Annotated in this window: 23 protein-coding genes and 1 riboswitch; all 23 genes read right to left on the reverse strand. The window is 38.7% G+C overall.

Going from position 1 to position 25,300, the window contains the following annotated elements; translation table 11 throughout:
• Positions 1-7 precede the first annotated feature (7 nt).
• Positions 8-715: a pseudouridine synthase gene (locus ACIQZI_RS14375; protein ID WP_403074130.1), complete on the reverse strand. Its 708-nt coding sequence runs from the start codon at positions 713-715 to the stop codon at positions 8-10.
• Between the two features lie 90 nt (positions 716-805).
• Positions 806-1,210 carry a hypothetical protein gene (locus ACIQZI_RS14380; protein ID WP_403074132.1) on the reverse strand — a complete coding sequence of 135 codons (405 nt, stop codon included), beginning with the start codon at positions 1,208-1,210 and terminating at the stop codon, positions 806-808.
• A gap of 303 nt (positions 1,211-1,513) precedes the next feature.
• A complete protein-coding gene (locus ACIQZI_RS14385) occupies positions 1,514-2,557 on the reverse strand; it encodes a Gfo/Idh/MocA family protein (protein WP_403074134.1) in 1,044 nt (347 codons plus the stop codon).
• Between the two features lie 66 nt (positions 2,558-2,623).
• Complete coding sequence (locus ACIQZI_RS14390) at positions 2,624-3,442, reverse strand: carbohydrate ABC transporter permease (protein WP_062183563.1); 819 nt, start codon at positions 3,440-3,442, stop codon at positions 2,624-2,626.
• A complete protein-coding gene (locus ACIQZI_RS14395) occupies positions 3,442-4,386 on the reverse strand; it encodes a carbohydrate ABC transporter permease (RefSeq protein ID WP_403074137.1) in 945 nt (314 codons plus the stop codon). Before ACIQZI_RS14395 ends, ACIQZI_RS14390 begins: the two co-directional genes overlap by 1 nt.
• Before the next feature lie 137 nt (positions 4,387-4,523).
• A complete protein-coding gene (locus ACIQZI_RS14400) occupies positions 4,524-5,807 on the reverse strand; it encodes an ABC transporter substrate-binding protein (protein ID WP_062183569.1) in 1,284 nt (427 codons plus the stop codon).
• A gap of 34 nt (positions 5,808-5,841) precedes the next feature.
• Complete coding sequence (locus ACIQZI_RS14405; RefSeq protein WP_403074139.1) at positions 5,842-6,612, reverse strand: sugar phosphate isomerase/epimerase family protein; 771 nt, start codon at positions 6,610-6,612, stop codon at positions 5,842-5,844.
• 79 nt (positions 6,613-6,691) lie between these two features.
• Positions 6,692-7,699, reverse strand: a complete 1,008-nt coding sequence (locus tag ACIQZI_RS14410; RefSeq protein WP_062183576.1) for a LacI family DNA-binding transcriptional regulator — start codon at positions 7,697-7,699, stop codon at positions 6,692-6,694.
• 219 nt (positions 7,700-7,918) lie between these two features.
• On the reverse strand, positions 7,919-9,451 hold the full coding sequence (locus ACIQZI_RS14415) for a multicopper oxidase family protein (RefSeq protein WP_403075157.1): 1,533 nt from the start codon (positions 9,449-9,451) through the stop codon (positions 7,919-7,921).
• A 301-nt stretch (positions 9,452-9,752) separates the two neighbouring features.
• The gene (locus ACIQZI_RS14420) at positions 9,753-11,897 is read right to left on the reverse strand and encodes a M28 family peptidase (protein WP_403074141.1); all 2,145 of its coding nucleotides are present in this window, start codon (positions 11,895-11,897) and stop codon (positions 9,753-9,755) included.
• Positions 11,898-12,198: 301 nt separating this feature from the next.
• Positions 12,199-13,455 (reverse strand): glycoside hydrolase family 18 protein, encoded by a 1,257-nt coding sequence (locus ACIQZI_RS14425; RefSeq protein WP_403074143.1) that lies wholly within the window; start codon positions 13,453-13,455, stop codon positions 12,199-12,201.
• 304 nt (positions 13,456-13,759) lie between these two features.
• Positions 13,760-14,830: an S-methyl-5-thioribose-1-phosphate isomerase gene (gene mtnA, locus ACIQZI_RS14430; RefSeq protein WP_403074145.1), complete on the reverse strand. Its 1,071-nt coding sequence runs from the start codon at positions 14,828-14,830 to the stop codon at positions 13,760-13,762.
• Complete coding sequence (mtnK, locus tag ACIQZI_RS14435; protein WP_403074147.1) at positions 14,787-16,070, reverse strand: S-methyl-5-thioribose kinase; 1,284 nt, start codon at positions 16,068-16,070, stop codon at positions 14,787-14,789. Before mtnK ends, mtnA begins: the two co-directional genes overlap by 44 nt.
• Positions 16,071-16,151: 81 nt before the next feature.
• Positions 16,152-16,682: a 1,2-dihydroxy-3-keto-5-methylthiopentene dioxygenase gene (locus ACIQZI_RS14440; RefSeq protein WP_062183594.1), complete on the reverse strand. Its 531-nt coding sequence runs from the start codon at positions 16,680-16,682 to the stop codon at positions 16,152-16,154.
• Positions 16,683-16,824: 142 nt separating this feature from the next.
• The gene (locus ACIQZI_RS14445) at positions 16,825-17,466 is read right to left on the reverse strand and encodes a methylthioribulose 1-phosphate dehydratase (protein ID WP_403074149.1); all 642 of its coding nucleotides are present in this window, start codon (positions 17,464-17,466) and stop codon (positions 16,825-16,827) included.
• Positions 17,463-18,146, reverse strand: coding sequence for a 2-hydroxy-3-keto-5-methylthiopentenyl-1-phosphate phosphatase (locus ACIQZI_RS14450; RefSeq protein WP_403075161.1), 684 nt, complete (start codon positions 18,144-18,146; stop codon positions 17,463-17,465). The genes ACIQZI_RS14445 and ACIQZI_RS14450 overlap by 4 nt, the downstream gene beginning before the upstream one ends.
• Complete coding sequence (locus tag ACIQZI_RS14455; RefSeq protein ID WP_403074151.1) at positions 18,143-19,366, reverse strand: 2,3-diketo-5-methylthiopentyl-1-phosphate enolase; 1,224 nt, start codon at positions 19,364-19,366, stop codon at positions 18,143-18,145. Before ACIQZI_RS14455 ends, ACIQZI_RS14450 begins: the two co-directional genes overlap by 4 nt.
• Positions 19,367-19,439: 73 nt before the next feature.
• A riboswitch (SAM riboswitch) is annotated at positions 19,440-19,544 on the reverse strand.
• 276 nt (positions 19,545-19,820) lie between these two features.
• On the reverse strand, positions 19,821-19,943 hold the full coding sequence (locus tag ACIQZI_RS14460; protein WP_403074153.1) for a hypothetical protein: 123 nt from the start codon (positions 19,941-19,943) through the stop codon (positions 19,821-19,823).
• A gap of 101 nt (positions 19,944-20,044) precedes the next feature.
• Positions 20,045-21,181 (reverse strand): M20 peptidase aminoacylase family protein, encoded by a 1,137-nt coding sequence (locus tag ACIQZI_RS14465; protein WP_403074155.1) that lies wholly within the window; start codon positions 21,179-21,181, stop codon positions 20,045-20,047.
• 243 nt (positions 21,182-21,424) lie between these two features.
• Positions 21,425-22,951: an alkyl hydroperoxide reductase subunit F gene (gene ahpF, locus ACIQZI_RS14470; protein WP_403074157.1), complete on the reverse strand. Its 1,527-nt coding sequence runs from the start codon at positions 22,949-22,951 to the stop codon at positions 21,425-21,427.
• Positions 22,952-22,963: 12 nt separating this feature from the next.
• Positions 22,964-23,527 (reverse strand): alkyl hydroperoxide reductase subunit C, encoded by a 564-nt coding sequence (gene ahpC, locus ACIQZI_RS14475; protein ID WP_403074159.1) that lies wholly within the window; start codon positions 23,525-23,527, stop codon positions 22,964-22,966.
• A gap of 481 nt (positions 23,528-24,008) precedes the next feature.
• Complete coding sequence (locus ACIQZI_RS14480; RefSeq protein WP_403074161.1) at positions 24,009-24,779, reverse strand: TerC family protein; 771 nt, start codon at positions 24,777-24,779, stop codon at positions 24,009-24,011.
• Positions 24,780-24,816: 37 nt separating this feature from the next.
• A complete protein-coding gene (locus ACIQZI_RS14485) occupies positions 24,817-25,104 on the reverse strand; it encodes a YkvA family protein (RefSeq protein ID WP_062185020.1) in 288 nt (95 codons plus the stop codon).
• Positions 25,105-25,300 lie beyond the last annotated feature (196 nt).

A 25,300-nucleotide genomic window follows, 5' to 3' on the forward strand; every position in this document is an offset into this window, starting at 1 on the left:
TTCTTCATTACGAATGCTTCTCCCCTTCATGTAAGCTAGACAGCAACCGGTTCAGCTCTTCATTTGTAAGCTCCCGAAAGGTCCCTCGCTCTAGGCCAGATAATGTAAGATTCATAATTCGGATCCGTTCAAGCTTTGTCACTTTATATCCAAGTGCCTTTGACATTCTCCGTATTTGCCGGTTGAGTCCTTGTGTCAAAATGATTTTAAACTCATAATCATTCATTCGTGTTACTTCACATGGCCTTGTCATGACGCCCAAAATTTCGACACCACTGGCCATTTTTGCGATAAAATCATTGGTAATCGGTTGATCGACCTTGACTAAGTATTCCTTCTCATGAGCATTCTCCGAGCGCATCATCTTATTCACGATATCGCCATCATTCGTTAAGAGAATCAATCCTTCCGACGCCTTATCCAGTCTTCCCACTGCAAAAATCCTTATCGGATAGTTGACATATTCAATAATATTACCTGCAACATGAGGAGCAGCTGTACAAGTAATTCCGACTGGTTTATTCAGCAGGAGATAGACAGAATCTGCTTTTTTCGGTATCATCTTGCCATCAATCAGCACCACATCCCCTGGTGCTACCGTATCTCCCGGTTCACAAACTACGCCGTTAATGGTCATTCTCTTTGCTTCAATCAATCGATCCGTTTCCCGTCTTGAACAGAAACCCGTTTCGCTTATATATTTATTAATTCTCATCAGTCTCTCACTTTCAAGGTTGCTAGATTCATTTTAGAGGAAATTTCCACCTAATCAAAGGAGCTTTTTGTGCATATATCAGCCCATTTTTCATTTTATCAGTCGTATTACACAAATATCAGCGGTTTTCACTATTATATCAGCCATTATCATTCTTCCCCTCAAAAAAATGATAAACCCTTCCTTTATTTGATCCTGAAAAGGTACATTCATAGAAATCAGTAGTTTGCATGCAATTGAATCAAAAGATACATGCAGAAAATCACGACATTCACGGTTCGTGATTGAGGAATCGATGAGGAGATAGTAAACTTGGAGTGCCTGCAAATGTGCGTCTTTCTCTTTAGTTAAGCATAATGAATAATACCAACTGCCCTTTTTCCGTTCCATCATTGAATGCAAGCATGTAGGACAGAAAACACCTGTAAGAACGTCTGAAATCGGTATCGAGTATTTGCCCAACACATCCGTTACGAGTGGCGTATCTTTTTTCATAAAAAGTCGAGTTAATTTTACTTTCAAAAAAAATTAGCTTAAGGATTCATTTATGCACCAAATTATTGTCGGTTTATGGGTGACAAATCAAACAAGGACATATGCACCGAAAAAAAATAAAAACAGAAAGTGACAATCACTTTCTGCAAAAAAGTATGTATCCTAATCCCTTTAAATGCTTTCTCTAAAAAGTCCAACATGCAGTTCCAGCCCAAGGTTCACATAATAAATTTCTGCAAGCTTGCAAGTCTCTAACAGAGCGTAATAATCTTTTCCTTCACACCCTTGTCCGGACACAAGGTTTTAAATGACTTCCGCTCCTTGCTTTAATGAGATAATTTGTTTCGTTTCATTGGATTTGAGCGCAGCCAAAACAATTTGCAGCGATTTCATTCCTTCTTCTCCAGTAATAAGCGGTTCTTTATCGTTTATGATGCATTCAATAAAGTGATCAATCACATGCGTCGTCGTGTTCCCCCCTTCTTCATTCGTTTGAATTTTATCTAGTTTATGATGGACCGTTTCGCCAGTCCGATATTCTTCAATCAATGAATATACAGGATCGGCTTCGAGACGAAGTGCACCTTCTTCTCCATAAATAACAGTAGAGTTATCACCGCCTGTTACATACGACCAGCTTGCTGCTAGCGTACCGATAATACCTGATGATGTCCGTAAAATATAAACCGCATTGTCATCCACTTCAGTATTTTCTTTTGCATTTGTCTCAATAAATGCTCCTACTTCGGTAAATTCACCAAGTAAATAGCGCATTAAATCTGCTTTGTGTACGCCGAGATCCCCCATGGCACCGATAAATGCCTGTTCTTTATTAAAAAACCAGCTTTCTGCACCGTCGATACTCCATGCTTCCGGACCCGGATGACCAAATGTTGTTTTAAAACTGTAAATTTTCCCGAGCTTCCCACTGTCAATGAGTTCCTTCGCTTTTTGGTGAGAAGAAACAAAGCGTTGATTATGAGCAATCATCAGCTTTTTGCCACTCATTTCTGCCGCTTCTATCATGGCTTTCGCTTCTTCCTCTGATGTAGCCATTGGCTTTTCACATAGAACATGTTTTCCAGCCGTAAACGCATCAATGGAAACCGGTGCGTGCAAATAGTTTGGCAGACAGATACTGACCGCATCAATTTCTCCTAAACGTAACAGATCCTTATAGTCTGTAAATGCCTTTGCAGCATACTTTTTGGCACTTTCTGCGGCCCGCTCTGCTTTAATATCACAAACAGCAATAATTTCCACTTGTGCATTTGTTTCATATTCAATTAAATGCCGGCGTCTCGCAATACTGCCACAGCCAATCACACCTACTTTTATTTTTTTCATACTATTCCCTCCTCAGATATTCAACTAATCGAACTTAGTTTATCAATTTGCTTAGCATGAAACCTTTTACCCTTTTACAGACCCACCCGCCAGACCTTTGACTACTTTTTCCTGAGAGAAGAAGTACACAACGAGAATTGGCAGACTGAATAATGTTAATGCAGACATTAACCCCGGAATATTTACTGAAAATTCTCCATAAAAATCCTGAAGACCAAGGGGAATCGTCCGATTTTCAGGACTTGAAAGTAAGACTAAAGCGAAGATAAACTCATTCCATAAATGAATAAAATTATAGATAAATACGGTCATCAACGCAGGTGTCAACATCGGCAAAATGACCCTCCAGAAAATACCGAAAGGCGTACAGCCATCCATCTCCGCTGCTTCCTCAAGAGACTTTGGAATTTCCTGCATAAACTGTGTCAAAATAAAAATGGAAATCGGTAAACTAAAAGCAATATATGGTCCTAATAGTGCCCATAATGTATCGTAGATCCCCATACTTTGAGTCAGTTTAAAAATAGGGATCAGTGTCGCATGAATGGGAAGCATCATTCCAGAAATAAACAACAGGAAGAGTGGACGATTAAACTTGAATTTCATCCTACTTAATGGATAACTTGCCAATGCCGCAATAAACATAACAATCACGACAGCAGCCACTGATACGATTAGACTATTTAAAAAGTAGTGGCTAATCCCCATCTCAAAAACAGAAGTATAGTTACTGAAATTAAAAGAACTAAAAAGGGAGAAAGGTTTTTCAAAGAAATCTCCCTGTGTTTTTAACGACGTGGAAATCATATAGAGAAATGGATAACCGGTAAAAACAAGCAATAATAAAGCTATGATATAAAGTGGGAATTTTTTCATAACTGCCATTACTCGTATCCTCCTTTTCGCTTACGTACGGATTCTAGGACTTGAATGATAATCGTGACGATTAGCGCAATAAAAAACATCAAGAAGGCGATAGCACTGGCATAACCCATGTTGAAGTTATTAAATGCTTGTTTAAACATGTAAGTACCCATTAATTCAGTTGCGCCGTTCGGACCGCCACCAGTCATAATATAGAAAATATCAAATGCTTTAAGTGATCCAACAATTGCTAAGATTGATGAACTGACAATCGTCGGCAATAAAAGGGGGATCGTAATATTTTTAAATTTTTGCCATGTATTTGCCCCATCAATCTGGGCAGCTTCATATAATTCTTCTGAAATCCCAACAAGTGCTGCTTTAAACAAAATCATATAAAACGGAGAGAACTGCCAGACGACGACTAATAAAACCGCTATCATCGCTGTATTTTCATTGCTAAGCCAGGCAATGTTTTCAAATCCAAGGAAATTAACAAACAAATTAATGACACCATTGATCGGGTCAAACATGAGTACCCAGAGCATACCAATTGCAACCGTAGACATTAAAAATGGGAGAAAATAAATACTGTTAAATAAACGAAGCCCTTTGATAGGAGCAAATAGCATAAGCGCCATAATCAAACCTAGCGGAATCTGGACAAAAACAGATGCAAGAACAACCCAGGTATTATTTTTCAAAGCCGTCCAGAATATTGCATCTTTGAAAAGCTCTACATAGTTCCCAAGACCTACAAATGTTTTTTCAGTTGTCCCGTCCCAATTGTAAAAGCTGTAATTTAACGTTGCAAAAATTGGATATACAACGTATAGGAGGTATACGAGCAATGCTGGGGCAACGAATAAGCAGATTGTCATTACATTTTTGTTACGTGAAATTTTCTTCGACTTTGTCCTTCCAATCTTCTGTATTAGATCTATTTTTTCTGTCTGTGCATTCACAAAGATCCCTCCTTTGTTTGTCCCAAAAGGGTCTGACCTCACACTCTATACACCCGTTTATTGTGTCTTTTACGCTATAAACGATTTATAGAGCATGTGGGATCTGACCCTTTCTTCATAGGACGGCCTCTACTTTTTTACTTATCAAGCATTTCTTTCGCTTTCGCTTCCATCTTCTTTCCTGCTTCTTTCGGTGTCATTGTTAGCCCGAAAAGTGCCTGAGTTGTGTCTTTATGAAGTTCAGCGAGTTCCGGCGGCAATGTTTGATCGTACGGCATTTGCATGAACGTTGCATTTTGAATCAACTCATAAAGTGGCTTCATCGTTTCATCAGTTGGAATAGCCCCTTTTATCGCTGTTAAAGAGCCCGTCTTATCTGTATAGATTTGCGCATTTTCCTTTGTTGTCAATTCATTAATAAGCTGTGCAGCAAGATCGGGCTCTTTTGCGCTTTTCGATACAGAAAAAACAGGACCTGTTGCTGCGCCGATTTCCGTTTGAATCCCTTTACCATCCGGTACTGTCGGGAATGGGAAGAAACCTAGTTTCTTTTCAAATTCCGGATTTTCTGCCCGTATGTTATTAATGAAAGAAGTAGTCATATCCATCATGGCTGCTTCTCCCGTGTATAGAAGTTGACGACCGCGCCCTTCATCAACAGGGATGCCATTGGCTCCTGGATTAAATGCATCCATTTTCACTAAATCTTGAATATACTCACCAGCCTTAATAAACGCTGGGTCATCAAAACCGCTTCCTGTTCGTTTAAACGCACTCTCAAATAATTCAGGGCCTGCAATGCGACTTACAAAGTTCATGAAGAAGTAAGCGCCTGGCCATTTGGTTTTATTTGTTAATGCTATTGGAATGATTTTATTTTCTTTTAGTGTCTCAATCACTTGAACAAATTCTTCATATGTTTTCGGTTCTTTCAAATTGTACTTAGCAAAGATTTCTTTATTATAGAACATAACATCTGTTGAAATACCCAGAGGGACGCCGTATACTTTTTCATCAAATTTCGTGTTAGCAATGGCATTTTCAAGGTACAAATCCTGGTCGACCTGGTCTGTAATATCAAGCACTTTACCTTGATCAACAAAGTTTTTCAGCCAGCCACCGCCCCAGCTTTGAAAAATATCTGGGGGATTACCGCCCGACATAGCGACGGAAAGTTTTTGCTTGTAAGCATCATTCGGAATACGATTGAGTTTTACTTTTGTACCTGGGTGATCTTGCTCAAACTGAGCTATTACATTTTCAAAATATTTTTCCCGCTCTCCCGGTTCGATGTGCCACACTTCAATCACTTTTTCACCCGATCCACTTTTCCCTGTCGCTTTTGAGCCGGTTCCCTCTCCTCCACAAGCTGCAAGCATGATCATTGAAGCAGCCGTTAACGTTGCTAGAAATTTTCTCATAGTCTTCCCTCCTGTTTTTTATGAAAATAGTGGTTTACACGTTCGCTAAATGAGGCAATCGCTTCTTCAAATACTTCATACTAATTTCAATGCTTTCAAGTGGTGAACGCCTGCTTCTGTCTTGTTCCACAACCCACCATTCCACATTAGCTTCTTCACCTTTTTCAAGTACTGATTCAATGTCAACGCCTCCAGTACCTAGTTCTGCAAAAAAACGTTCTTCGTCAGTCGTCATATCTTTCAAGTGAATAAGTGGAGTTCTGTTAGGATATTGCTTGATCCAAGCTAACGGATTTTGACCGGCTCTAGTCAGCCAATAGATATCAAATTCCGCTTTTACCCATTCTGGATTCGTTTCCTCAAAAATCGTTTCAAGCGCTGTACGCCCGTCCGAAAGTTTTTCTAATTCAAAATCATGGTTGTGATAGCATAGTGTAATGCCTTCTTTGCTGCATGTGTCTCCAAAACGATTTAATAGCGTAATGAGTTCACGGTAATCTTCTTCTGTTCTTCTTTCTGGAGGAAGATAGGGACAAACAAGCTTATTGCTCCCAATTCTATGCTGATCATCAATTATTTTTGTTAAATCTGCCTCCATCTCTATAAGAGGTATATGGCTGGCTGCTGCACGAAGACCTAAATCATCCATAACGACTTTTAATTCTGTCGTTGTTAAATCGCCATACCCGGCAAATTCAATCCCTTCGTAGCCGAGCTCTGCTACTTTTTTCAATGTGCCAGTAAAATCTTTGCTGCTTTCCTCTCTTAATGTAAACATTTGAAGTGCAACTGGAATAGCTGTCATAAAAATTCCCCTTTTCAATTTATTGGAATGTAATCGATTGCATCATTTGTAATCGATTACATTTTCCTTCTACTGAAAATTACTGTCCTTTTATGTTGGCGCCACATGATTCACGAACGATAAACTGACTTTCAATGACATATTTTTCATGTTCAAGTGAATCACCACTCATAATCTTCAAAAGCAGTTCCATAGATTTTCTTCCCATCTCATGAAACGGTTGAGCAATCGTTGTCAGCGCTGGATCAAAAACAGCTGAAAATTTAATATCATCAAATCCAATCACCGCTAAATCTTCCGGTACTCTAATCCCCATTTCTTTTGCTGCTTTGATACCACCCATTGCCAGTTCATCGTTTCCAAAGAAAATAGCAGTTGGCTTATTGTCCTGCTTCATTAATTTTCTTACTGAAGAATAGCCACATCCGATTGAATATTCTCCTTCAATCATAAACAATTCATCAACAGGTATATTATAATGAAGTAATGCTTTACGATAGCCTTGCGCACGCTCACGACCGATTGCCACATCGAGAGGCCCTGAAACATGAGCAATTTTTCGATGACCTAATTTTATTAAATGCTCCGTTATTTGATAACCACAATTTAAATTATCAATACAAACTGCCGGAATATCCAGTTTTTCAACAAAATCAGAGGCAAGTACAATCGGATAGTCGTGAGCAATCTCCTCCCATAGCTCCTGAGCTAATTTAACTGTTAATAAAATAACGCCATCTACTTGTTTCTGTTTTAAATGATTAATATAACTTTGTGCTTTTTCCATCCTGTTATTTATATTACCTAACAAAACTTGATAACCTTTTTCAGTGGCTACTGTGTCAATTCCAGAAATAATTTCCGAGAAAACTAAGTTTGTTAAACTAGGCACAACAACTAGAATGGTCTTTGTTTGATTCGTTCGAAAATGGCGGGCCAGAATGTTTGGCTGATAATCTAGCTGTTTAATAGCTTCAAAAACTTTTTGCTGAGTTATCTTTTTAACAGCTTCAGGATTTCTAAGCACTCTCGACACTGTAGCTGTTGATACATTCGCCAGTTTTGCCACATCACTCATTTTCACCATCTTCTTCTACCCCTTACCTAAAATGTAATCGATTACATTTATTATCTTGATTCTAACTTGTTCGTTTTAATTACGCAATAGTTTTTTGAAAATTTAATTAATTATAACCAATCAAAAAGACTCCAAGCCTACACCCAGAGCCTTCACAAGCTTTTCTTGCTGACGATATTGAACAAATGATCATATCGTTCCTTCGTTCATTAATAAATAATAAAGGTTTTATCGGATGACCATAAACGGTCTCATCATTTCATAATCTTCGTGTTCCAGCATATGACAATGCCAAACATATAAACCTGCAAACGTATCAAAATGCATGATAATTCTCGTTACTTCGTTAGGGTTCACCCTTACTGTATCTTTCAAGCCTCTTTCTTGTGGTTCAGGCGGCATCACTTGACTCGTATAGTGTATGACTCTCTCTTTTTTAAAACGTTCTACGTCAAATGTTCTCCGGTCGAGCACCTGGAAATCTATCAAATGAATATGAATCGGGTGAGTATCTTGCGTTACGTTAATGAAATTCCATATTTCAATTGTTCCTAATTTCGGATTTTCTGATATAGGCGCTTCCCAATCTTTATTATCTAATAACATAATTTCACGACCGTATTGATCGGTCGCCTGATCCAATGTAAGATGTCTTTCCCTAGAAGCAGTTTGTTCATTCATTTTGGGAAGTGTTTCTAAATAAGATGGGATAACACTCGTATCAATACTTTTAAGGGGAAGACTCACTCTAAATTCCATCACAGTACCCGTATTTTGACTGGCTGGCTGGCCAATTGGAAATGGTGCTGGTGCATCATTTTTCATGACAATATTTTTTCCCTCAAGATTGGTAAAATCAATAATAACTTCCGCTCTTTCTGCTGGAGCCAACGTGAGTTCTTTAATTCCAATCGGGTACTCCATAAATCCTCGATCTGTTCCGATTTGATACATATGTTGCCCTGAATCAAGCCTAATTCGATAGAAACGAGAGTTAGATGCATTCAACAGCCTAAACCGATATTTACGCGCTTCTACTTTTAAATAAGGCCATACTTTCCCATTTACAAGGTTTGTGTCCCCAAAAAATTCAGGAACAATCGATGTGTCTAATTCTTGAACTGTTTTATCCGGCTGCTTTGGGTAAAATAGCGAACCATCTTCATTAAATGATTTATCCTGTATGATAAGTGGGATATCATATTGACCACTAGGTAAGTTCAATAAACGTTCCCCTTGATTTCGAATAAGATAAAAACCTGCCAAGCCCGCATAAACATTAAGTCTAGTGATGCCGAGAGCATGATCATGATACCAAAGCGTAGATGCACGCATATTATTTGTATATTGATATATTTTCTTTTTGAAATATGGACCGACTTGTTCGAACCCTTTCGTAAACCAAGACTCTGGATACCCATCACTTTCCCATTCCACACTGGCACCATGTACATGTACGACCGTTCTTACATCTGGTACATCTCGATGGGCGCCGTGCACCGTATAATCAATCGGAAAAAGATGCTTCTTAGGAAGATTATTGATCCATTTAATCCATACTCTTTCGCCACTTTCCACCTCGATTGTAGGACCAGGATAACTTCCTTCATAGCCCCATACCGTTGTTTCCATTAACTCACTATGGAGGGATTGCCTAAATTCAGTCATATTTACTTCATAATACGTATCATATTGATTTTTTTGACAAGGTTTTAAAACGGGGGGAATTAGGAGTTCATCTACAAATTTAGAAAGAATCATCATTTTACTCCTTTATAGACTGCCGACTTACTATTACTTTATTGGATTTAGAGGATAAATATGCCGTTATATATTTTGAATAAAAGATCTCAGTTCTTATACTCATTCCGGAACATAATGGCCTAAAGTACTGGGCGTTCCCACTTTTCTATTACTCTGCTTTCACATTTATATGTCGTGATCATAGATAAGTAGTCTGACATCTTTCGTTAAAGCAGGGGGAAATTAATCGTTCAATGTATATACAATCCTTCCTACACAAAAAAACCAAACAACAAAATATCTGCTGTTTGGGTACCTATTATTCTACAATTGCATTCAGTTTTTCTTCCAATGCATGAACGTCACTTACTTCTTTATCAATTGTCTGCTTTAATAGAGCCTTTTGATTTTCTTTTGCATTCTTCAATGCTTGGATTTCAGCATCCACTTTCGGGTCTTTCGTATCAGACTTCGATTGAAGACTATTGATTACGTCAAATAGGTCTTCATGTCCGATGATTTTCCCATTCCCCCAGCTTAATCGGTCTGCCCCTTGGTCTAGTACCTGGTTCGTGAAAAAGTCGAATGTTTCACGATCAAAATGATACGCATACCAGTTATTATCAACGAGCCATAAATAATTATCAAGCGCAACATTCACATTTCCTTTTTGCAAAGCGTCTAATGCATGGTCAATCGCATCAAGGTTGTTCTGGGCATGTTCATGAGGAAAAAGCGGCTCATCTTCCCATGTTAGTTTCAAGAAGTTATCTTGAGAATAACGGAAAATTTCTCGCAATTTGTCATTGAAATCCTTATTTTCAGATAGTAATTTTTCCGCCTTATTCTCATCGCCATCAACAAGTGCAGCCTTATAGTCAGCATTAATTTTATTAACTTGTTTGGTTACTTTTTCAGCAGTAGCAATCACTTTATCCAAGCCTACATTCAATTCTGCAGTATCAATTCCTGCAGTAGCATTCACATCTTTATTGATAGTTTCTTTCATCGCTTTAAAACGTTCTGTAAAATCCAACGGCATAACAGCTGTTTGATCATATGCTTGAACAAGCAAGCCGTACAGATTATGGTGGAATTCAAAAGCCTTTTCGTTATAAGTAGATTCATTATCGAATTGAGAATGATAATGAGTTTTCATAAAATCAGAGTCTTGGAAATCATTACGCTGAGCAGGAATCCCTCCAAGTGAATAGGAAAAGTCGTCAGACCATGTTCGTAATGGGGAAACTACACTGATTCCATCTTTATAGACTCCCTCTACTTTCGGTACTTCTTTCGAAAACTTTGTCAGAAACTGATCTAATTCATAAACAGATCGTATTTCATCTGCACTTGTATGCTCATAGGCAGGTAATTCAAAGTTAATGTTTGCGACAACTTGTTTCTGCCATTCTGGACGCGCTTCAAAGATTTGTCCATAGGCACCCGTGGACCAATCATATCTTGAATTAGCAATTCCCCACTCCTCTGCTGCCTGTGCTACAAATACAATGGTTTTCTCTGGTTCGTAGTTGCTGTCAATTAAGCCTTTGGCAATACCTGCCAATAATCCAATCGCAGCTGAATCATCTTGGAAGCCATCAAAATACGCATCATAATGAGCGCTTAACAGAATGATAGAATCCTTGTCTTTCCCTGGAATTTCGCCAACAATATTATACGACTTCGCATCTCTCTCAACAATCGATACGGCATCAAAAGTTACTGATACGCTTTCTTGATTCGTCTCTTTCATTAATGCAAGTAAACCGTCTGCATCTTTTCTCGAAATTGAAAACGCTGGAGTATCATCCGGTCCGCACAAATCTTGTGCATTCAATGCCTCTGGATCTATCTCCCCATATCCGCCCTTTTGTGCAGCAAGAACCGCTTTTGCTCCTTTTAAAGACGCTTGATAGGCGGGGTAATTAATCCACCATTCATCTCTTTGGTTAATATCAACTAACACTAATTTCCCTTTCACATCAAGACCTTCCAGATCCTGTTTCGTTCCTTTTCCTGCATAGACCACTTCAAACTCTTCAGGTCCATCTGTGACAAAATTCGCCTGATAGCCGCCTAAAACCAATTCATGCTTCTCATTATTATGGTCAACATATGTGAGGTCTGCTTTCTCAAACTCCCAGCTATCGACAGTTACCTCGTCCTTCGTAACATTCTTCAATCCGATCTTCTTAAACTCATCTGTCAGCATTTCTCCAGCCTCGAACTCAGCTTTCGAGCCTGCTGGTCGATAGCCTAATTTCTCGTTTGATTTATAAGTTGTTAGCCTTTTAGTCAAATCAAAAGAATAATTTGTATCTACCTTTTCAAGATATTCAGAAGCACTTGTTTCTTTTTGAGATACCTCTTTCTTCTCAGATGCTGGCTCTACTTTCAGGCTATAATACCCGGCAATTAGAAGCACGATAATAAATAAGATTGCTAAATTCCATTTTTTCAATGACGATTTTCCTCCACATGTGCTTAATTTTCTATCAATATGAAATATATCAACTATGCTATTGAACAGCAAGGCTTTTTTTGAGTGCCAGTCAACATTCGAATTTCTCCAAAAAAAAAGCAAAGGATTAAACCTTGCAACAACTAAATACAGTACAAGATTAGTGTATGAAACACTACATACTGATTTAGTGTGTGAGGTTAGACCCTTATACGCCCTCTTTCTTTGAATCCTCTTCCAATCAATAAAGATTCATCATCGACTTACTTTATAGTTTTTAATTGTTAAAGATGATTATTATTCACAATTTCTTTGTCAGAAATTCATCTACTAAATAACCTGCTTGAGGAAAGTGTAATCCTAATTGCCAAGCTCCAATTCCTTTTAACCGGTAATCAACTATCATTTGGAGTTTTTGAGCAAGAGCCTTTGCGTCTTCGAACCAAACAATATGTAGCTTACCGGATCCGTCTTGGTAGCGATAGAAAGGTTGTTGATCTTCAATGGAATATTGAATGGGTACCTGATATTTCATAGCTGTCTCGATTGCATCCATAACAGAAATAGCACGCGCGCTCATAACAGCCCCATTAGACATTGTCCAATCATATCCATACCTTGGTACACCAAGGATGATTTTATTTCTTCTCATGAACTTTTGAGCATATTCGATTGTTTTTCTAACTTCTTTTATAGGAGCGACAGGTCCAGGTGAACTACTTGCTTCATGCCAGTCATAGGCCATGATAAAGACAAAATCAACAGCTGCACCAATTCCTCCATAATCATATCCTTGTAACCAGGAAATATCATCACTTGTTTTCGCGGGCACGGCAACGGACGTATAATATCCTTCTGGCTTTAATCGCTCTCGTAACAAGCGTAAGAAACCACTATATATATCCCGATCTACCCCACGTACTCTTTCAAAATCAATATTCACTCCAGCATAATTCTTACTTTTGATCAAATTGTAAATCTGATCAATTACCCGTTGTCTTAATTCAGGATTATTTAAGATTCTCCCTACTAAATCTGGACTAAATCCCGTCTCCGTTAAATTGGTTATTACAGCCAAAGGCGCTACTTGATTCCCTCTGATTAATGTAATAAATTGCTGATCATTAGCTATTGAACTTAAACTTCCATCTTCAAGAATATGATACTCAAAAACGCCATAATAAGAAGTGATGGAGGCAAATCTTTGAATATTGATCTGATTCTTTTCTGGTGTGGAAGGAGTAAGATAACCGAAATCTTGGGCAATATATTTCAACCTGGGCGGAATATATATATTCATACCAACCAATAGGGTATCCGACCATAAACAATTTATAAGACGGATCGTTTCCACTGGAAGTAAAGCCATTTGGGCTATAGTAAAGAGAGAATCCCCTGATTGAACAATATACACATTCGTAGGGATGACTAAATCTTGTCCGGGTACCAGTCGATCTGTTTTTAATGCATTTCGAAACCGGATACTATCCATTGAAACATGATATTTTGTTGCAACGGAATATAGGGAATCACCTGCTTTAACCACATAGATAAACATACCCCACCTCATTTATCCGTTCTTCATCATTAATTAAATATATGTATTCAACTACCAAATATGATATGTAGTTCTTTTTTACATTTTTCCAAGAAGGATATATGAATTGTGGAAGCGTGTGCTTAGAATACGACCTAGTTCACCCAAACGATTCGTTTGCTTTCATTGTAGTTAACTATTTCCATGTTTTTTCACTATTATCTTCCTAAAGAAGTATGGAATTTTGACAATGAAAGCAAAAAAAATCAACCAGATAGATCTGGCTGAATACGAATGAACCCAATTAATTAACTTTGATTTTCACTTATCTTTCCTTTGTCGCCAAATTTAATAGACTATCTCTGTACGGGGGATAAGCAATTCCTTTTTCGGTGACAATCCCGGTAATGAGTTCATGGTCGGTTACATCAAAGGCTGGATTGTATGCTTTCACATTTTCAGGAGCCATTGGTTTTTCATACCATGCCTTTGTAATTTCCTCCGGATTTCGAATCTCGATTGGAATGTCATCCCCTGTTTCACACTCGATATCGACCGTAGACAGAGGTGCACATACATAAAATGGAACCCGATAATACTTAGCCAAAATCGCCAAGCCCGACGTACCAATTTTATTGGCTGTATCGCCGTTAGCAGCTACACGGTCACATCCTACTAAGACTGCCTGAACTTTTCCTTCCTTCATAACAAGCGAGGCCATGTTGTCACAAATTAAAGTAACGTCTACTCCTGCTTCTTGCAACTCCCATGCAGTTAAACGGGCTCCTTGAAGAAGAGGTCTTGTTTCATCAGCGAATACTTTGAAGTCGTACCCTTTTTCCTTGCCCAAATAAACAGGTGCGAGCGCTGTACCATACTTAGCCGTCGCGATTGTTCCTGCATTGCAGTGAGTTAAAATTCCAAAGCCAGGTTTTAATAAAGTAAGAGCATGCTCGCCAATCGACCGACACACGATTTCATCTTCTATTCGAATCTTTTCCGCTTCTTCCTTCAGTGCATTTTTTATTTCTGTTATACTTTTTTCTGCTACCTTTTGTAAGCATTCTTCCATTCGATTCAATGCCCAAAATAAATTAACTGCCGTCGGGCGGGAAGAAGCTAAGTATTGTTTATTTTTTTGAAAATCATCATATAACTCTGGAAATGTAACTGCCTTAGATTTTTTGGTTTCTAAATAAATTCCATATGCAGCGGCAATTCCTATTGCTGGTGCTCCCCGTACTTTTAAATGATAAATGGCATCCCAAATTTCTTTAATGGTTGAAAGATGCAAAAAAGCTTTTTTATTTGGCAAGAGAGTTTGGTCTAAAAGAATCAGCTCATCTTCTTGTTCATTGAGCTGCACCGATTGTATCGTTTCTACTGGTGATGTCATCGTTGTTGTTTGCCTCCTTAACTTTTCGAGCACTTTCTAGCAAGACCTTTACAAAGTCTTTGCCTATTTTGATATGTGACCGCTCGAGAATAAAGGTCTTTCCTGCTGTTAAGCAAATTTTTTCTGCTTGAACACGGTCGTTCGAATTCGATATGGATGTAATATCTTTAACATGAGCAATCCCAATAATTCTTCTGCATAGCTCAAGACCGGTAACGGCTGCTGCATCATTCATAATGGAATTTAAATATGATATTTTAAAGCCTGGTGCCGTCGCTGTTTTTTCTGCTACTTTTTCATCCCACAACTGTAAAAACTTTTCTTGAAACAATCGAATAACTTCATCAATTGTTTGTTCCAAATAGCCCAAATATTCTTCTCTTTTCGATTCATCTACGATTGTGAAACTAGCATTCACATAAGCAAACATTAGATTAGCCACTATATTGCCGACATCATAGCCAGCTGGACCATAAAAGGCAAATTCAGGATCAATAATCTTCGTGGAATTTTCCTTGATAAAAATAGATCCGGTATGGAGATCACCATGAAGCAATGACTGGGTATTCGTCATAAACTCGAACTTCAACTTGGCCGTTTCTAGTCCTAGCTGTTTATCATTCCATATATGATCTCGAATAAATTCTTTCGTCCCTTCAAATACATCATTTTGCTCACAATCGTAGAATGGTTCTGTATAGACTAAATCCTCGGTTATTTCACACAACTCTGGATTAATAAATTTCTTCACTAATTCTTTCTTTTCCTTATGCCCCATTACAACATCCGATGTAAGCAATAATGTATTAGCTAGAAACGTACTGATATGCTCCGCAAATAAAGGGTATTTTTTATAACTCAAAAGTGCTGTCCGCATAATTTCATGATCCGATAAGTCCTCCATTACACAGCAATTCATAATAGGATCATACGAATAGAAAATGGGAACAAAACCCGGAGCCAGTTCGTCATGAAGTTTCAATAGTTCACTTTCAATACGATTGCGGTCAGGAGAAACTTTAAAACTATCAGATATACGGGCTACTGGTCCCGCTTGTTTTATAATAATAGATCTACCACTCTTTGGCTCAACTACTCTAAACACATAATTTAAGTTCCCATCGCCAATTTCACGACATTCAAGCTCGGCATCATGTGCAAAGAAATCCAGTTTACTTTGCACATAATCTACGACATCTTGTTCATTCATCGTAAAATAGCTAGTCGTAAAGTCCTTCATATAAACCCCCTCCTAAACAGCCACACTCAATGAAAAATTATTTAAAACTAGTAATATGACTACTTTAAATATTGCGATAATTTAGCGTGCAGACTCTTCCTCGTAAACAGGCACCCAACCCTCTGCCGTGACAAAAACTCGTATGGCAACTACTCTGCGATCGTCATCTAATGTGAAATAATGACGAACCCCTACTGGCACAGAAATGAGGTCTCCAGGATGTAAGTGAACTTCAAAAAACGGGCCATTTTTTCCTTGAATAATAAATACACCATGCCCACTCACGATAAATCGTACTTCATCATCTGTATGGTGATGCTCACGCTGAAAATTTTTTAATAACTCGTCAAGATTAGGAGTATGCTCTGCAAGTGAAATGACGTCCCAAGCCTTGTAGCCTCGTCTTTTTGCGATATCCGTAATTTCAGGTTGGAAGACTGTTAATATTTCTTGTTTTTCTTCATCACTTAACACATACTTCTCTTGTAAGTGAGACGGTAATTTTGAAATATCCCATGATTCATAAATCACGCCTTGTTCTTGCAAAAATACAATTACTTCCTCTTGGTTATCAATTACTTCATTCGTTCCTTGAATAACAATCGTTGTCATCATATTTCCTCCTCGTAATTATAATTAGATAAAGTGAAACTTTAGTTTCTTTGTCCCTCACCTACGCTAATGCGAATTGCTCTAAACATTTGGAGAGAGCTTACTGCCCGTTAATGCGGGAGAAATAAACTAAGTAGACTAGTTAAGATAAGTGTCTTGCTCCATAAAGACCAGCTTTTGCCTGAAGTAATGTGAGCTGATACTGAAATAAAAACTCACAGGCTTCGAGAATTTTTTTAGCTTCAAAGCCATCTTTCCCCCACGCGGTGATTCCGTGATTACGAATCAACACAGCTCCCTTATTTTCATTTGCAAAGGAAGAAAAAGCTTCTGCCAATTTGGGGATATCTGCATAATTCCTGATAATTGGAATGATAAGCTCTGCATCTTCATCCCACCGGTCAAATGCCTTTATTAGCTCCTGACCTTGAAACACCACTTGTCCTTCATCGCCATACAATTCAGAAATCACATTGTTCGCTACCGTATGGACGTGGAGGCTACAGCCTGCATCCGTTTTTTTGTATATTTCACAATGTAGAAGCGTCTCAAAAGAAGGCCTCACCTTCGTGCTGCCGACAGGATTTCCACCATCATCTACAAGCAGAAAGTCCTCATTTGTTTTTCTACGTTTATCCTTGCCGCTTGCTGTGACAAGAAATTGCAATGGATCATTTTGTACTTTTATTGCTAAATTACCGCTCGTACCCATAAACCAATCTCTCTCGGCCAATTCAGCTTTTATCTCCATAAGTTCATGATGACGAGTAAGTAACACACTCATTTTCCAACCCCCTTCGTTTGACTGCTTATTTGTAATTTTTCTAAAATATCTATGCAATCATAAAACGTATCAAAAGGGTGAAATGGAATCGAAAGTTCGCCGCATTTTTCAGCTAAATAATCTCTTGCTATGACAGTATGAGAAATTTTTGAAGCTTCTAAATCTGTTACAGAATCGCCAATGACAATCGCGTGTGTATTAGTATTCGAGATTCCCCGGATTATAGCAGGTTTGCAGCATCCGCAATTTTGATTCGTACATTCCTCATCACATGAGTGAGGCCAATGTATCTTGATTTTTTCTCCACTGAAATCAGCTTCATTACAATACACTCCAGCTATCAAATCGAAGGGTGAAAGAATTGGTTTAACGAAAAAATCCATCCCACCACTTACGATATAAAGAGGGATATGTTTCTTTTTCGTATATTGAACAAATTCGCTAAACCCATCGCGAATCTCAATATTTTCTAAAACAAACTTAGTAATCTCTTGTTTTAGTGAAGATGGAAGGAGATGAAACATGTTGCCTACCCCTTCTTGGATACTGACCGAACGAGATAAAACTTGATCCTTCCACATCTCCCATTCTGGAGGAGCAAATTGCTTCATTATACTAACAATATTGTCTTTCTTTGTAACCGTACCATCAAAGTCACAAAAAATGATTGGATTATTCACTTCGTAACCACGTCCTTCCAGCCCCATAGCCGGACTGCCTCCTGAAGTTCAAATGCAGCAGTTTCTTCTGAAAACGCAGTCCCAGAAAGCACCAATTCAATTGCTTGATGAAACGCTTTTCCACCACCCTGAGCTCCTTGTGGATGTCCATGAACACCTCCACCTGCATTAATGACACAATCCTGCCCAAAATCTTGGATCAATAATGGAACAAGTCCTGGGTGAATCCCAGCCGAAGGTACAGGAAATACCGATTTAATCTGTGTTTCTTTTATTAACTCCTCTTTAACCGCCATCACCTTATCTCTGTCCAAGGCTACACTGCCATATGGTGATGGAAACAAGGAAAAGTCCGCTCCTGCCAATCTTTCCAATTTCCCTAACAGTAAGGCATGAGAAAACCCATATTTTTCTGATGAAGTAAATGCACCGCTAACGGCAGGGTGAGCCATAATTGGAAGAGCAATCTCCTCATCTTCTCGTAAACTTTGTAAGACATCGAGACCATAAGCAAAAACGTTAAATAACAAAACATCCGCACCTAAATCCTTTGCTTTTCTAGCTTGATCCCTTAGTTCGAACGTTCTTCCTGTTAAATTCACGGCATATAATGTTCGATGACCAGTTTCTTCATACACTTGATCAAGTACTTTCTTTCCTGCTGCTACTCTTTTTTCAAGAGGTGTAAGCGGGTTTTCAAAGAGGATTTCATCGTCCTTTACTAGGTCAACACCACCCAAGGCCTGTTCTCGTAATTGGTTGAGCAGATAATCTAAATCCCTCCCAATCACTCCTTTGAAAATACTCATAATTAATGGTCGATCATAGACATGGAGCTTATCGCGAATGCCTGCAATTCCGTAACGAGGACCTGGAAAATAGCTTAAAAGGTCGTGATCAAACTTTAAATCTACTAATTTAATTTCTCCATCTAGCGATAATTTTCCGAAAGTTGTCGTGAGGATAGCAGGAATATCTTTTGAAAAATTAGCCCCTGGAAAAGCAATGTGAATTTCACCAACGGTTTTTCCAGATCCCCTCTCTTCACCCACTTCTTTGATCATGACAACTCGGCCTTTATGATTTTTTAATTGTTCTTGTTCGAGCAGCGGCAGATTAGTCCAAGAACCAACCGTTAGACCAAGCGCTATTTCTTCGGCTTTTTTTTCCAAGCTTGATGAATCCGTTATAATGCTGTACACAGCTGTTACTTCGCTCATTTTCGCCACTTCTTCCTTTCAAAAAATATAAAAAACCCCTTCAATAAGAAGAGGTTTCCGAATAAAAAACAACTTCTTATCTATCAGCATTTCTGCTGCAAGAATTAGCACCGTGCTTAAAAATAAGTCGGTTGCCGGGTATCATAGGGCTTGTCCCTCCACCTGCTCTTGATAAGATTTTGTATATAAAAAATTTAAGTTTAGTGTAATTTCGTATAAATTATGCCATTATGCATGATTACTGTCAATGTATTTTTAATTATTTTTATATTTTGATTAATAGATAAAGTGAAACTTCAATCAGGCTTTACGGACAGTAGCCCCCACATAAGCTTCTTCGATTCCTCTAAGCCTTGAGATGGAGGGCCTTGACTTCCGTTAATTCGAGATAAAAAAAACAGGACGTCCTTGAATTATTAGAGGAAGATCGTCCTGTTCTGTGTCATACATTTTTTCACTTACAAGCTTTCCCCAATTCTTCAAGTAGAATTTCTACACCTCTCGGGCTCAAAATTAAATCGCTTTTCCCATATTGCTTATTCTCTGGGGTGATTTCACCTGTTATCACGTAAATCATACCTAGATTATATTTTTGCGAAATAATTTTATTTTCATCTGTAATCGGCTATAGTGTCCCTACTAGTGTTGTGAAACCAATCGACTTCAAAGGAAGGCATATTACTTCTTCCTTTCATATGCTTCAATCGTTCGCAACACGGTTCTTGCTAAAATCTCTGCCCCTGAATAGATGCAATCATGATTAAAGGTCATATGTGGATGATGTAGCCCCGGCTTTAAATCACAGCCTAAGCCAAGCATTGTCGTTTTTAAATGAGGGTTTTTTAGTGTGTAAAAATGAAAATCCTCGCCTCCAGAAGAAACAATCGGCTCCAGTACATGTTGCGCTCCAATACTCTCAACAATCGCTTTTTCCATATAACCTCTTGCCTCTTGATTGACAACTGCCGCCGCAACATATCCCTTTGCTACCAACTGGATTTTCACCCCATATAAATTCGCCAATGCGCTTGCTATTTTCTCAATTTTTTCAGTTAGCTCATCCATCACTTCATTTGTTTGTGCCCGTAAATCTATACAAAACGAAGCTTTCCCTGGAATTAGATTCCCAGAATCACCACCTGCTATAAATTTAGTCATTTTCGCTGTATAAGGAACCAATGGGTCGAGGTGAATACCCTTGATTTCTTGAATAAGGGAGGAACCGATTTCAATCGCATTCTGCCCAAGATGAGGCCGTGCACCATGAGCATCCTCGCCGATGATTACTCCTTCAATAAACTTCGCTGCACCGTGATAAATCGCGGCAACCGCTTGGCCATTCCTCAATTCTTGAATGGGTCTTAAGTGAACACCATAAAGAAAATCAACATCATCAACAACGTGCTTTTCAACCATTTTTAACGCGCCGGTTCCTTTCTCTTCAGCAGGTTGAAAAATAAACTTGAATCTTCCTTTTTGAAAAGCATTCATTTTTTTCAAAAGCAACATAGCTCCGATTGTCATCGTCATATGTGCATCATGACCACAGCTATGGTTGGCTTGAAACTGACCGTTCACTTCCTGCCAAAGCGCATCCATGTCTGTTCGCAGACCCACACAAAAATCACCACTCCCCATTTCTACAACGAGCCCTGTACAATCAACAAACATATGGACTGGAAAACCATGCGCAACGAGGATTTGCTGAATATACGCAGTTGTCTCATATTCCTTCCAACTAACCTCTGGATTCTGATGCAAATGCTCAAATATGCTATCCAGCGTCGGTTTAAGCTGTTCGATGTATTCTTTCATGTTGTCCCTCCCTCTCTGAATTTATCTAATTACTAATATAATAACATCTTTCCATTCTGATCGTTTTTAAAGCATATTACGGGTAAGTAAGCCTTTTCCCCCGTCAAGTATGTGTTTCTTCGATTTTTGTTTAGTAGAACAGGACGTATTTTTTTATTCAATAAACGGGTCATTGATGAAGTAACAAAAAAGCCCAATTTCTCAATTTTACTGAGAAATTGGGCTTTTCATATTGGGTTTTCCTTAATTGCGGATTAGATAATCGAATGCACCTAAGGCTGCATTCGCACCCGATCCCATAGAAATAATGATCTGTTTATACGGGCTATTAGTACAATCGCCTGCAGCAAACACTCCAGGTATGTTCGTAGCGCCATGTTTATCTACAACGATTTCACCGCGAGTACGTTCTACTGTTTCGCCTAACCAATCGGTATTTGGTACAAGACCGATTTGAACAAACACACCCTGCAATTCAATATGCTGGGTTTCTCCTGTATCACGATCAACGTAGGAAATACCATTTACCTTGTCAGTACCAGTAATTTCTTTTGTTTGAACGTTCGTGAGGACAGTTACATTAGGTAGACTGTATAGACGATCTTGTAGTACAGAATCAGCTTTCAACTCATGATTAAACTCAAGAACCGTTACATGTTTCACAATGCCTGCAAGATCAATCGCTGCCTCAATACCAGAATTTCCGCCGCCAATAACCGCTACGTGTTTTCCTGTAAACAATGGACCATCACAATGAGGGCAATATGCTACACCTTTGTTCTTAAACTCTTCTTCGCCGGGTACACCAACATTGCGCCAACGAGCACCCGTTGAAATGATTACGGTCTTACTCTTTAGAACTGCACCGTTTTCGAGTTCAATTTCGATGAATTCTTTCTTTTCTAAACGCTTAGCACGCTGTAAATTCATCACATCAATATCATACTCTTTAACATGTTCTTCAAGACTGGCTGCTAGCTTAGGGCCTTCAGTATACTTAACACTGATAAAGTTCTCGATGCTCATGGTGTCCATAACCTGACCGCCAAAGCGTTCAGCAACAACACCTGTACGAATGCCTTTACGTGCTGCATAGATTGCTGCACTTGCACCGGCAGGACCGCCTCCAACAACAAGTACATCAAATGGATCCTTATCAGCAAGCTCTGATGCGTCTGGAGCACTGCCTATCTTGGAGAGGATTTCCTCTAGAGACATACGGCCACTACCAAAGGATTCTCCATTGAGGAACACCGTTGGCACTGCTAGGATGTTTTTGCTTTCTACTTCTTCTTTGAATGCCGCACCATCAATCATGGTATGTGTAATGCCAGGATTAAGAATACTCATCAAGTTCAGTGCTTGTACAACATCAGGACAGTTGTGGCAACTCAGGCTGATGTAAGAGTCAAAATGATATTTGCCGTTAATGTTTTTAATTTGATCAATTACCTTTTGATCCACCTTTGGAGCTCTTCCACTAACCTGTAGCAGAGCTAATACTAATGAAGTAAATTCATGTCCCAAAGGAATACCAGCAAAAGTTACCCCAGTGTCTTCGCCGATACGATTCACACTAAAACTCGGTGTTTTTGGTAGATGTGTTTTCTCTACATTAATTTTGGATGACATAGCAGCTAATTCATCCACTAAAGCTAGCATATCATTAGATACATCATCAGCTCCTGCACTAACTTTGAGTAACACATCGCCTTCCATCAGTTGAAGATATTGGGTTAATTGTTCCTTTATGTCTGCGTCCAGTATCATTTATTGTACTCCTTAAATCTTTCCTACAAGATCAAGGCTTGGTTTAAGTGTGGTAGAACCTTCTTGCCATTTAGCTGGGCAAACTTCACCAGGATTGTTTCTAACATATTGTGCTGCTTTAACTTTGTTAACAAGAATGCTTGCATCACGGCCGATGCCACCTGCGTTAATTTCAACAGCTTGGATGATGCCTTCTGGATCGATGATAAAAGTACCGCGATCAGCAATCCCTTCAGCTTCGATCAGCACATCAAAGTTGCGAGAGATTGTATGTGAAGGATCACCGATCATTGGATAGGTAATTTTCCCAATCGTTTCTGAGCTATCATGCCATGCCTTATGTGTAAAATGAGTATCTGTTGAAACGGAATACACTTCAACCCCTAGTTCTTTTAGAGTTGAGTACTGGTTTTGTAGATCTTCAAGCTCAGTTGGACATACGAATGTAAAGTCTGCTGGATAAAAGCAAACTATACTCCATTGACCTTTTAGGTTTTCTTCAGTAACATCGACAAACTGACCATTTTGATAAGCTGATGCGTTGAAAGGTTTTATTTCTGTTCCAATTAGAGACATAATTAATTTCCTCCTGCGTGTGTTTTTGAGAATTATAAATAGTTGGTTTCAGGACATCTATCCGAAACTCTAGTTACTTATATATCGATAATTATCATCTAAATATAACAATTATTATTTAACTATAATAATTCTAATTCAATATTCATTATCGTATAAAAGTAATTGTTTTGTCAAGGAAAATGCATAACTTTACCGATCGTTGTTTTAATGGATGGTTTTCTTTGATAATGGACTTTACTTTTATTCTACCCCATCACTAATAAAATATTTCAATAGCTTCGGAATACAGTAACCTCCAATATAAAAACTTTACTACCAAAAAAATTCCACATAAGATTAAATACCCTTTTCCAGTAGAGACGTGCACTCTACTTAGTCGGGCCGGCATGATAGTAGACGGCAGAGCCTGATTCTTATATAAAGGGGTCGCCTTACTAAAATAACTGGCCGCCTTAAAGAGCGCAGCCAGTTATTCTCCTTATTCTTTTACAGGGTCCAGTTTCTCTTTTGAAAAAAACCAGCCACCTAATGCAATCAAAATCAGTACGACATAGAAGATAGTTTTCCAAGCCACTGAATGGGCAAACGCTTCAGGCAATATCGCTAACGATGGATGTGATAATGTGTAAATAGCTAGTTTCACACCGACCCAGCCGACGATCATAAATGCAGCCACTTCAAGCCCTGGTCGAGTATGCAGCAGTTTCACAAACACATTGGCCGCAAAACGCATGATAATTAATCCGATCAATCCACCTGCGAAGATTACGATAAACTTACCGCCGTCTAAGCCACCAATATTCGGTAAGTTCGTATCTGGAAGCGCCATTGCCAATGCAACGGCGGCAAGGATCGAGTCTACCGCAAACGCAATATCCGCTAGTTCCACTTTGAAAACTGTCGCCCAAAAGCCAGCTTTCTTCGTTTCCTTTTCCTCAGTAACGTTTTCTTCACTCTTCTTTACTAGAAGTTTTCTAAATATATGGTTCAAGGCAATAAATATTAAATAAATGGCGCCAATCGCTTGGACCTGCCATACATCGACAAGATATGAAATCGCAAACAGCGAGCCAAAACGGAAAACAAACGCTCCTGCAAGTCCATAGAATAACGCTTTTTTCCTTTCTTCATCCGGTAGATGCCTTACCATAATCGCCAACACAAGCGCATTATCCGCAGCTAAAAGCCCTTCAAGTGCAACCAACACAAGTAACACCCAACCATACTCAAGTAAAATTGAAAATTCCATATGTCCTAACTTCCCCTCTTTCATTTTTTTAAATAGGTTACCCCATTAGCTTATGTTTTTCCTTAAGTGTTTCCGGTGATAGCTGAACCATCCAGTTCACAACAATTCCAAAAATCATCACATCATCCACTATTCCAATGAGCGAGAAGAAATCTGGAATCAAATCAAACGGAAATACTGCGTACCCAATCATGAATACTATTCCCATCACTTTTTTATGAAGCTGAACTTCGCGTGAAATGAAGAATTCCTTTAGAAACGGAAGAACCGTCCAAAACTTAATAATAAATAGGAAACGTTTAGCAAATTTACCGACCGAACTCACCTCGCTTTTATTGAAAGTTGAAAAATAATCAAACAAAAAACCTTTACCGAAATACGGTAAAGGTTTGAAATTCTATGGTTATACCTTTACCCTTCTTCGGTAAAGGTCTTGCTAACAACATCAAGTTGCCAACAAAGCCGAGAGAAATTCTCTGAAATGACGACTTTGCTGTAAAAGCTACTCCCCTTTAGGAGAA

It is taken from the genome of Peribacillus sp. NPDC096379 (assembly GCF_044762875.1).
GTDB lineage: Bacteria > Bacillota > Bacilli > Bacillales > DSM-1321 > Peribacillus.

What these genes read in the sequence shown, in the direction of transcription:
- ACIQZI_RS14375 (WP_403074130.1), bottom strand. Translation starts at nt 715, where the DNA reads ATGAGAATTAATAAATATATAAGCGAAACGGGTTTCTGTTCAAGACGG.
- ACIQZI_RS14380 (WP_403074132.1), bottom strand. Translation starts at nt 1,210, where the DNA reads ATGAAAAAAGATACGCCACTCGTAACGGATGTGTTGGGCAAATACTCG.
- ACIQZI_RS14385 (WP_403074134.1), bottom strand. Translation starts at nt 2,557, where the DNA reads ATGAAAAAAATAAAAGTAGGTGTGATTGGCTGTGGCAGTATTGCGAGA.
- ACIQZI_RS14390 (WP_062183563.1), bottom strand. Translation starts at nt 3,442, where the DNA reads ATGGCAGTTATGAAAAAATTCCCACTTTATATCATAGCTTTATTATTG.
- ACIQZI_RS14400 (WP_062183569.1), bottom strand. Translation starts at nt 5,807, where the DNA reads ATGAGAAAATTTCTAGCAACGTTAACGGCTGCTTCAATGATCATGCTT.
- ACIQZI_RS14405 (WP_403074139.1), bottom strand. Translation starts at nt 6,612, where the DNA reads ATGACAGCTATTCCAGTTGCACTTCAAATGTTTACATTAAGAGAGGAA.
- ACIQZI_RS14410 (WP_062183576.1), bottom strand. Translation starts at nt 7,699, where the DNA reads ATGGTGAAAATGAGTGATGTGGCAAAACTGGCGAATGTATCAACAGCT.
- ACIQZI_RS14415 (WP_403075157.1), bottom strand. Translation starts at nt 9,451, where the DNA reads ATGATTCTTTCTAAATTTGTAGATGAACTCCTAATTCCCCCCGTTTTA.
- ACIQZI_RS14425 (WP_403074143.1), bottom strand. Translation starts at nt 13,455, where the DNA reads ATGTTTATCTATGTGGTTAAAGCAGGTGATTCCCTATATTCCGTTGCA.
- mtnA (WP_403074145.1), bottom strand. Translation starts at nt 14,830, where the DNA reads ATGACATCACCAGTAGAAACGATACAATCGGTGCAGCTCAATGAACAA.
- mtnK (WP_403074147.1), bottom strand. Translation starts at nt 16,070, where the DNA reads ATGAAGGACTTTACGACTAGCTATTTTACGATGAATGAACAAGATGTC.
- ACIQZI_RS14440 (WP_062183594.1), bottom strand. Translation starts at nt 16,682, where the DNA reads ATGACAACGATTGTTATTCAAGGAACGAATGAAGTAATTGATAACCAA.
- ACIQZI_RS14445 (WP_403074149.1), bottom strand. Translation starts at nt 17,466, where the DNA reads ATGAGTGTGTTACTTACTCGTCATCATGAACTTATGGAGATAAAAGCT.
- ACIQZI_RS14455 (WP_403074151.1), bottom strand. Translation starts at nt 19,366, where the DNA reads ATGAGCGAAGTAACAGCTGTGTACAGCATTATAACGGATTCATCAAGC.
- ACIQZI_RS14460 (WP_403074153.1), bottom strand. Translation starts at nt 19,943, where the DNA reads ATGATTTACGTGATAACAGGTGAAATCACCCCAGAGAATAAGCAATAT.
- ACIQZI_RS14465 (WP_403074155.1), bottom strand. Translation starts at nt 21,181, where the DNA reads ATGAAAGAATACATCGAACAGCTTAAACCGACGCTGGATAGCATATTT.
- ahpF (WP_403074157.1), bottom strand. Translation starts at nt 22,951, where the DNA reads ATGATACTGGACGCAGACATAAAGGAACAATTAACCCAATATCTTCAA.
- ahpC (WP_403074159.1), bottom strand. Translation starts at nt 23,527, where the DNA reads ATGTCTCTAATTGGAACAGAAATAAAACCTTTCAACGCATCAGCTTAT.
- ACIQZI_RS14480 (WP_403074161.1), bottom strand. Translation starts at nt 24,779, where the DNA reads ATGGAATTTTCAATTTTACTTGAGTATGGTTGGGTGTTACTTGTGTTG.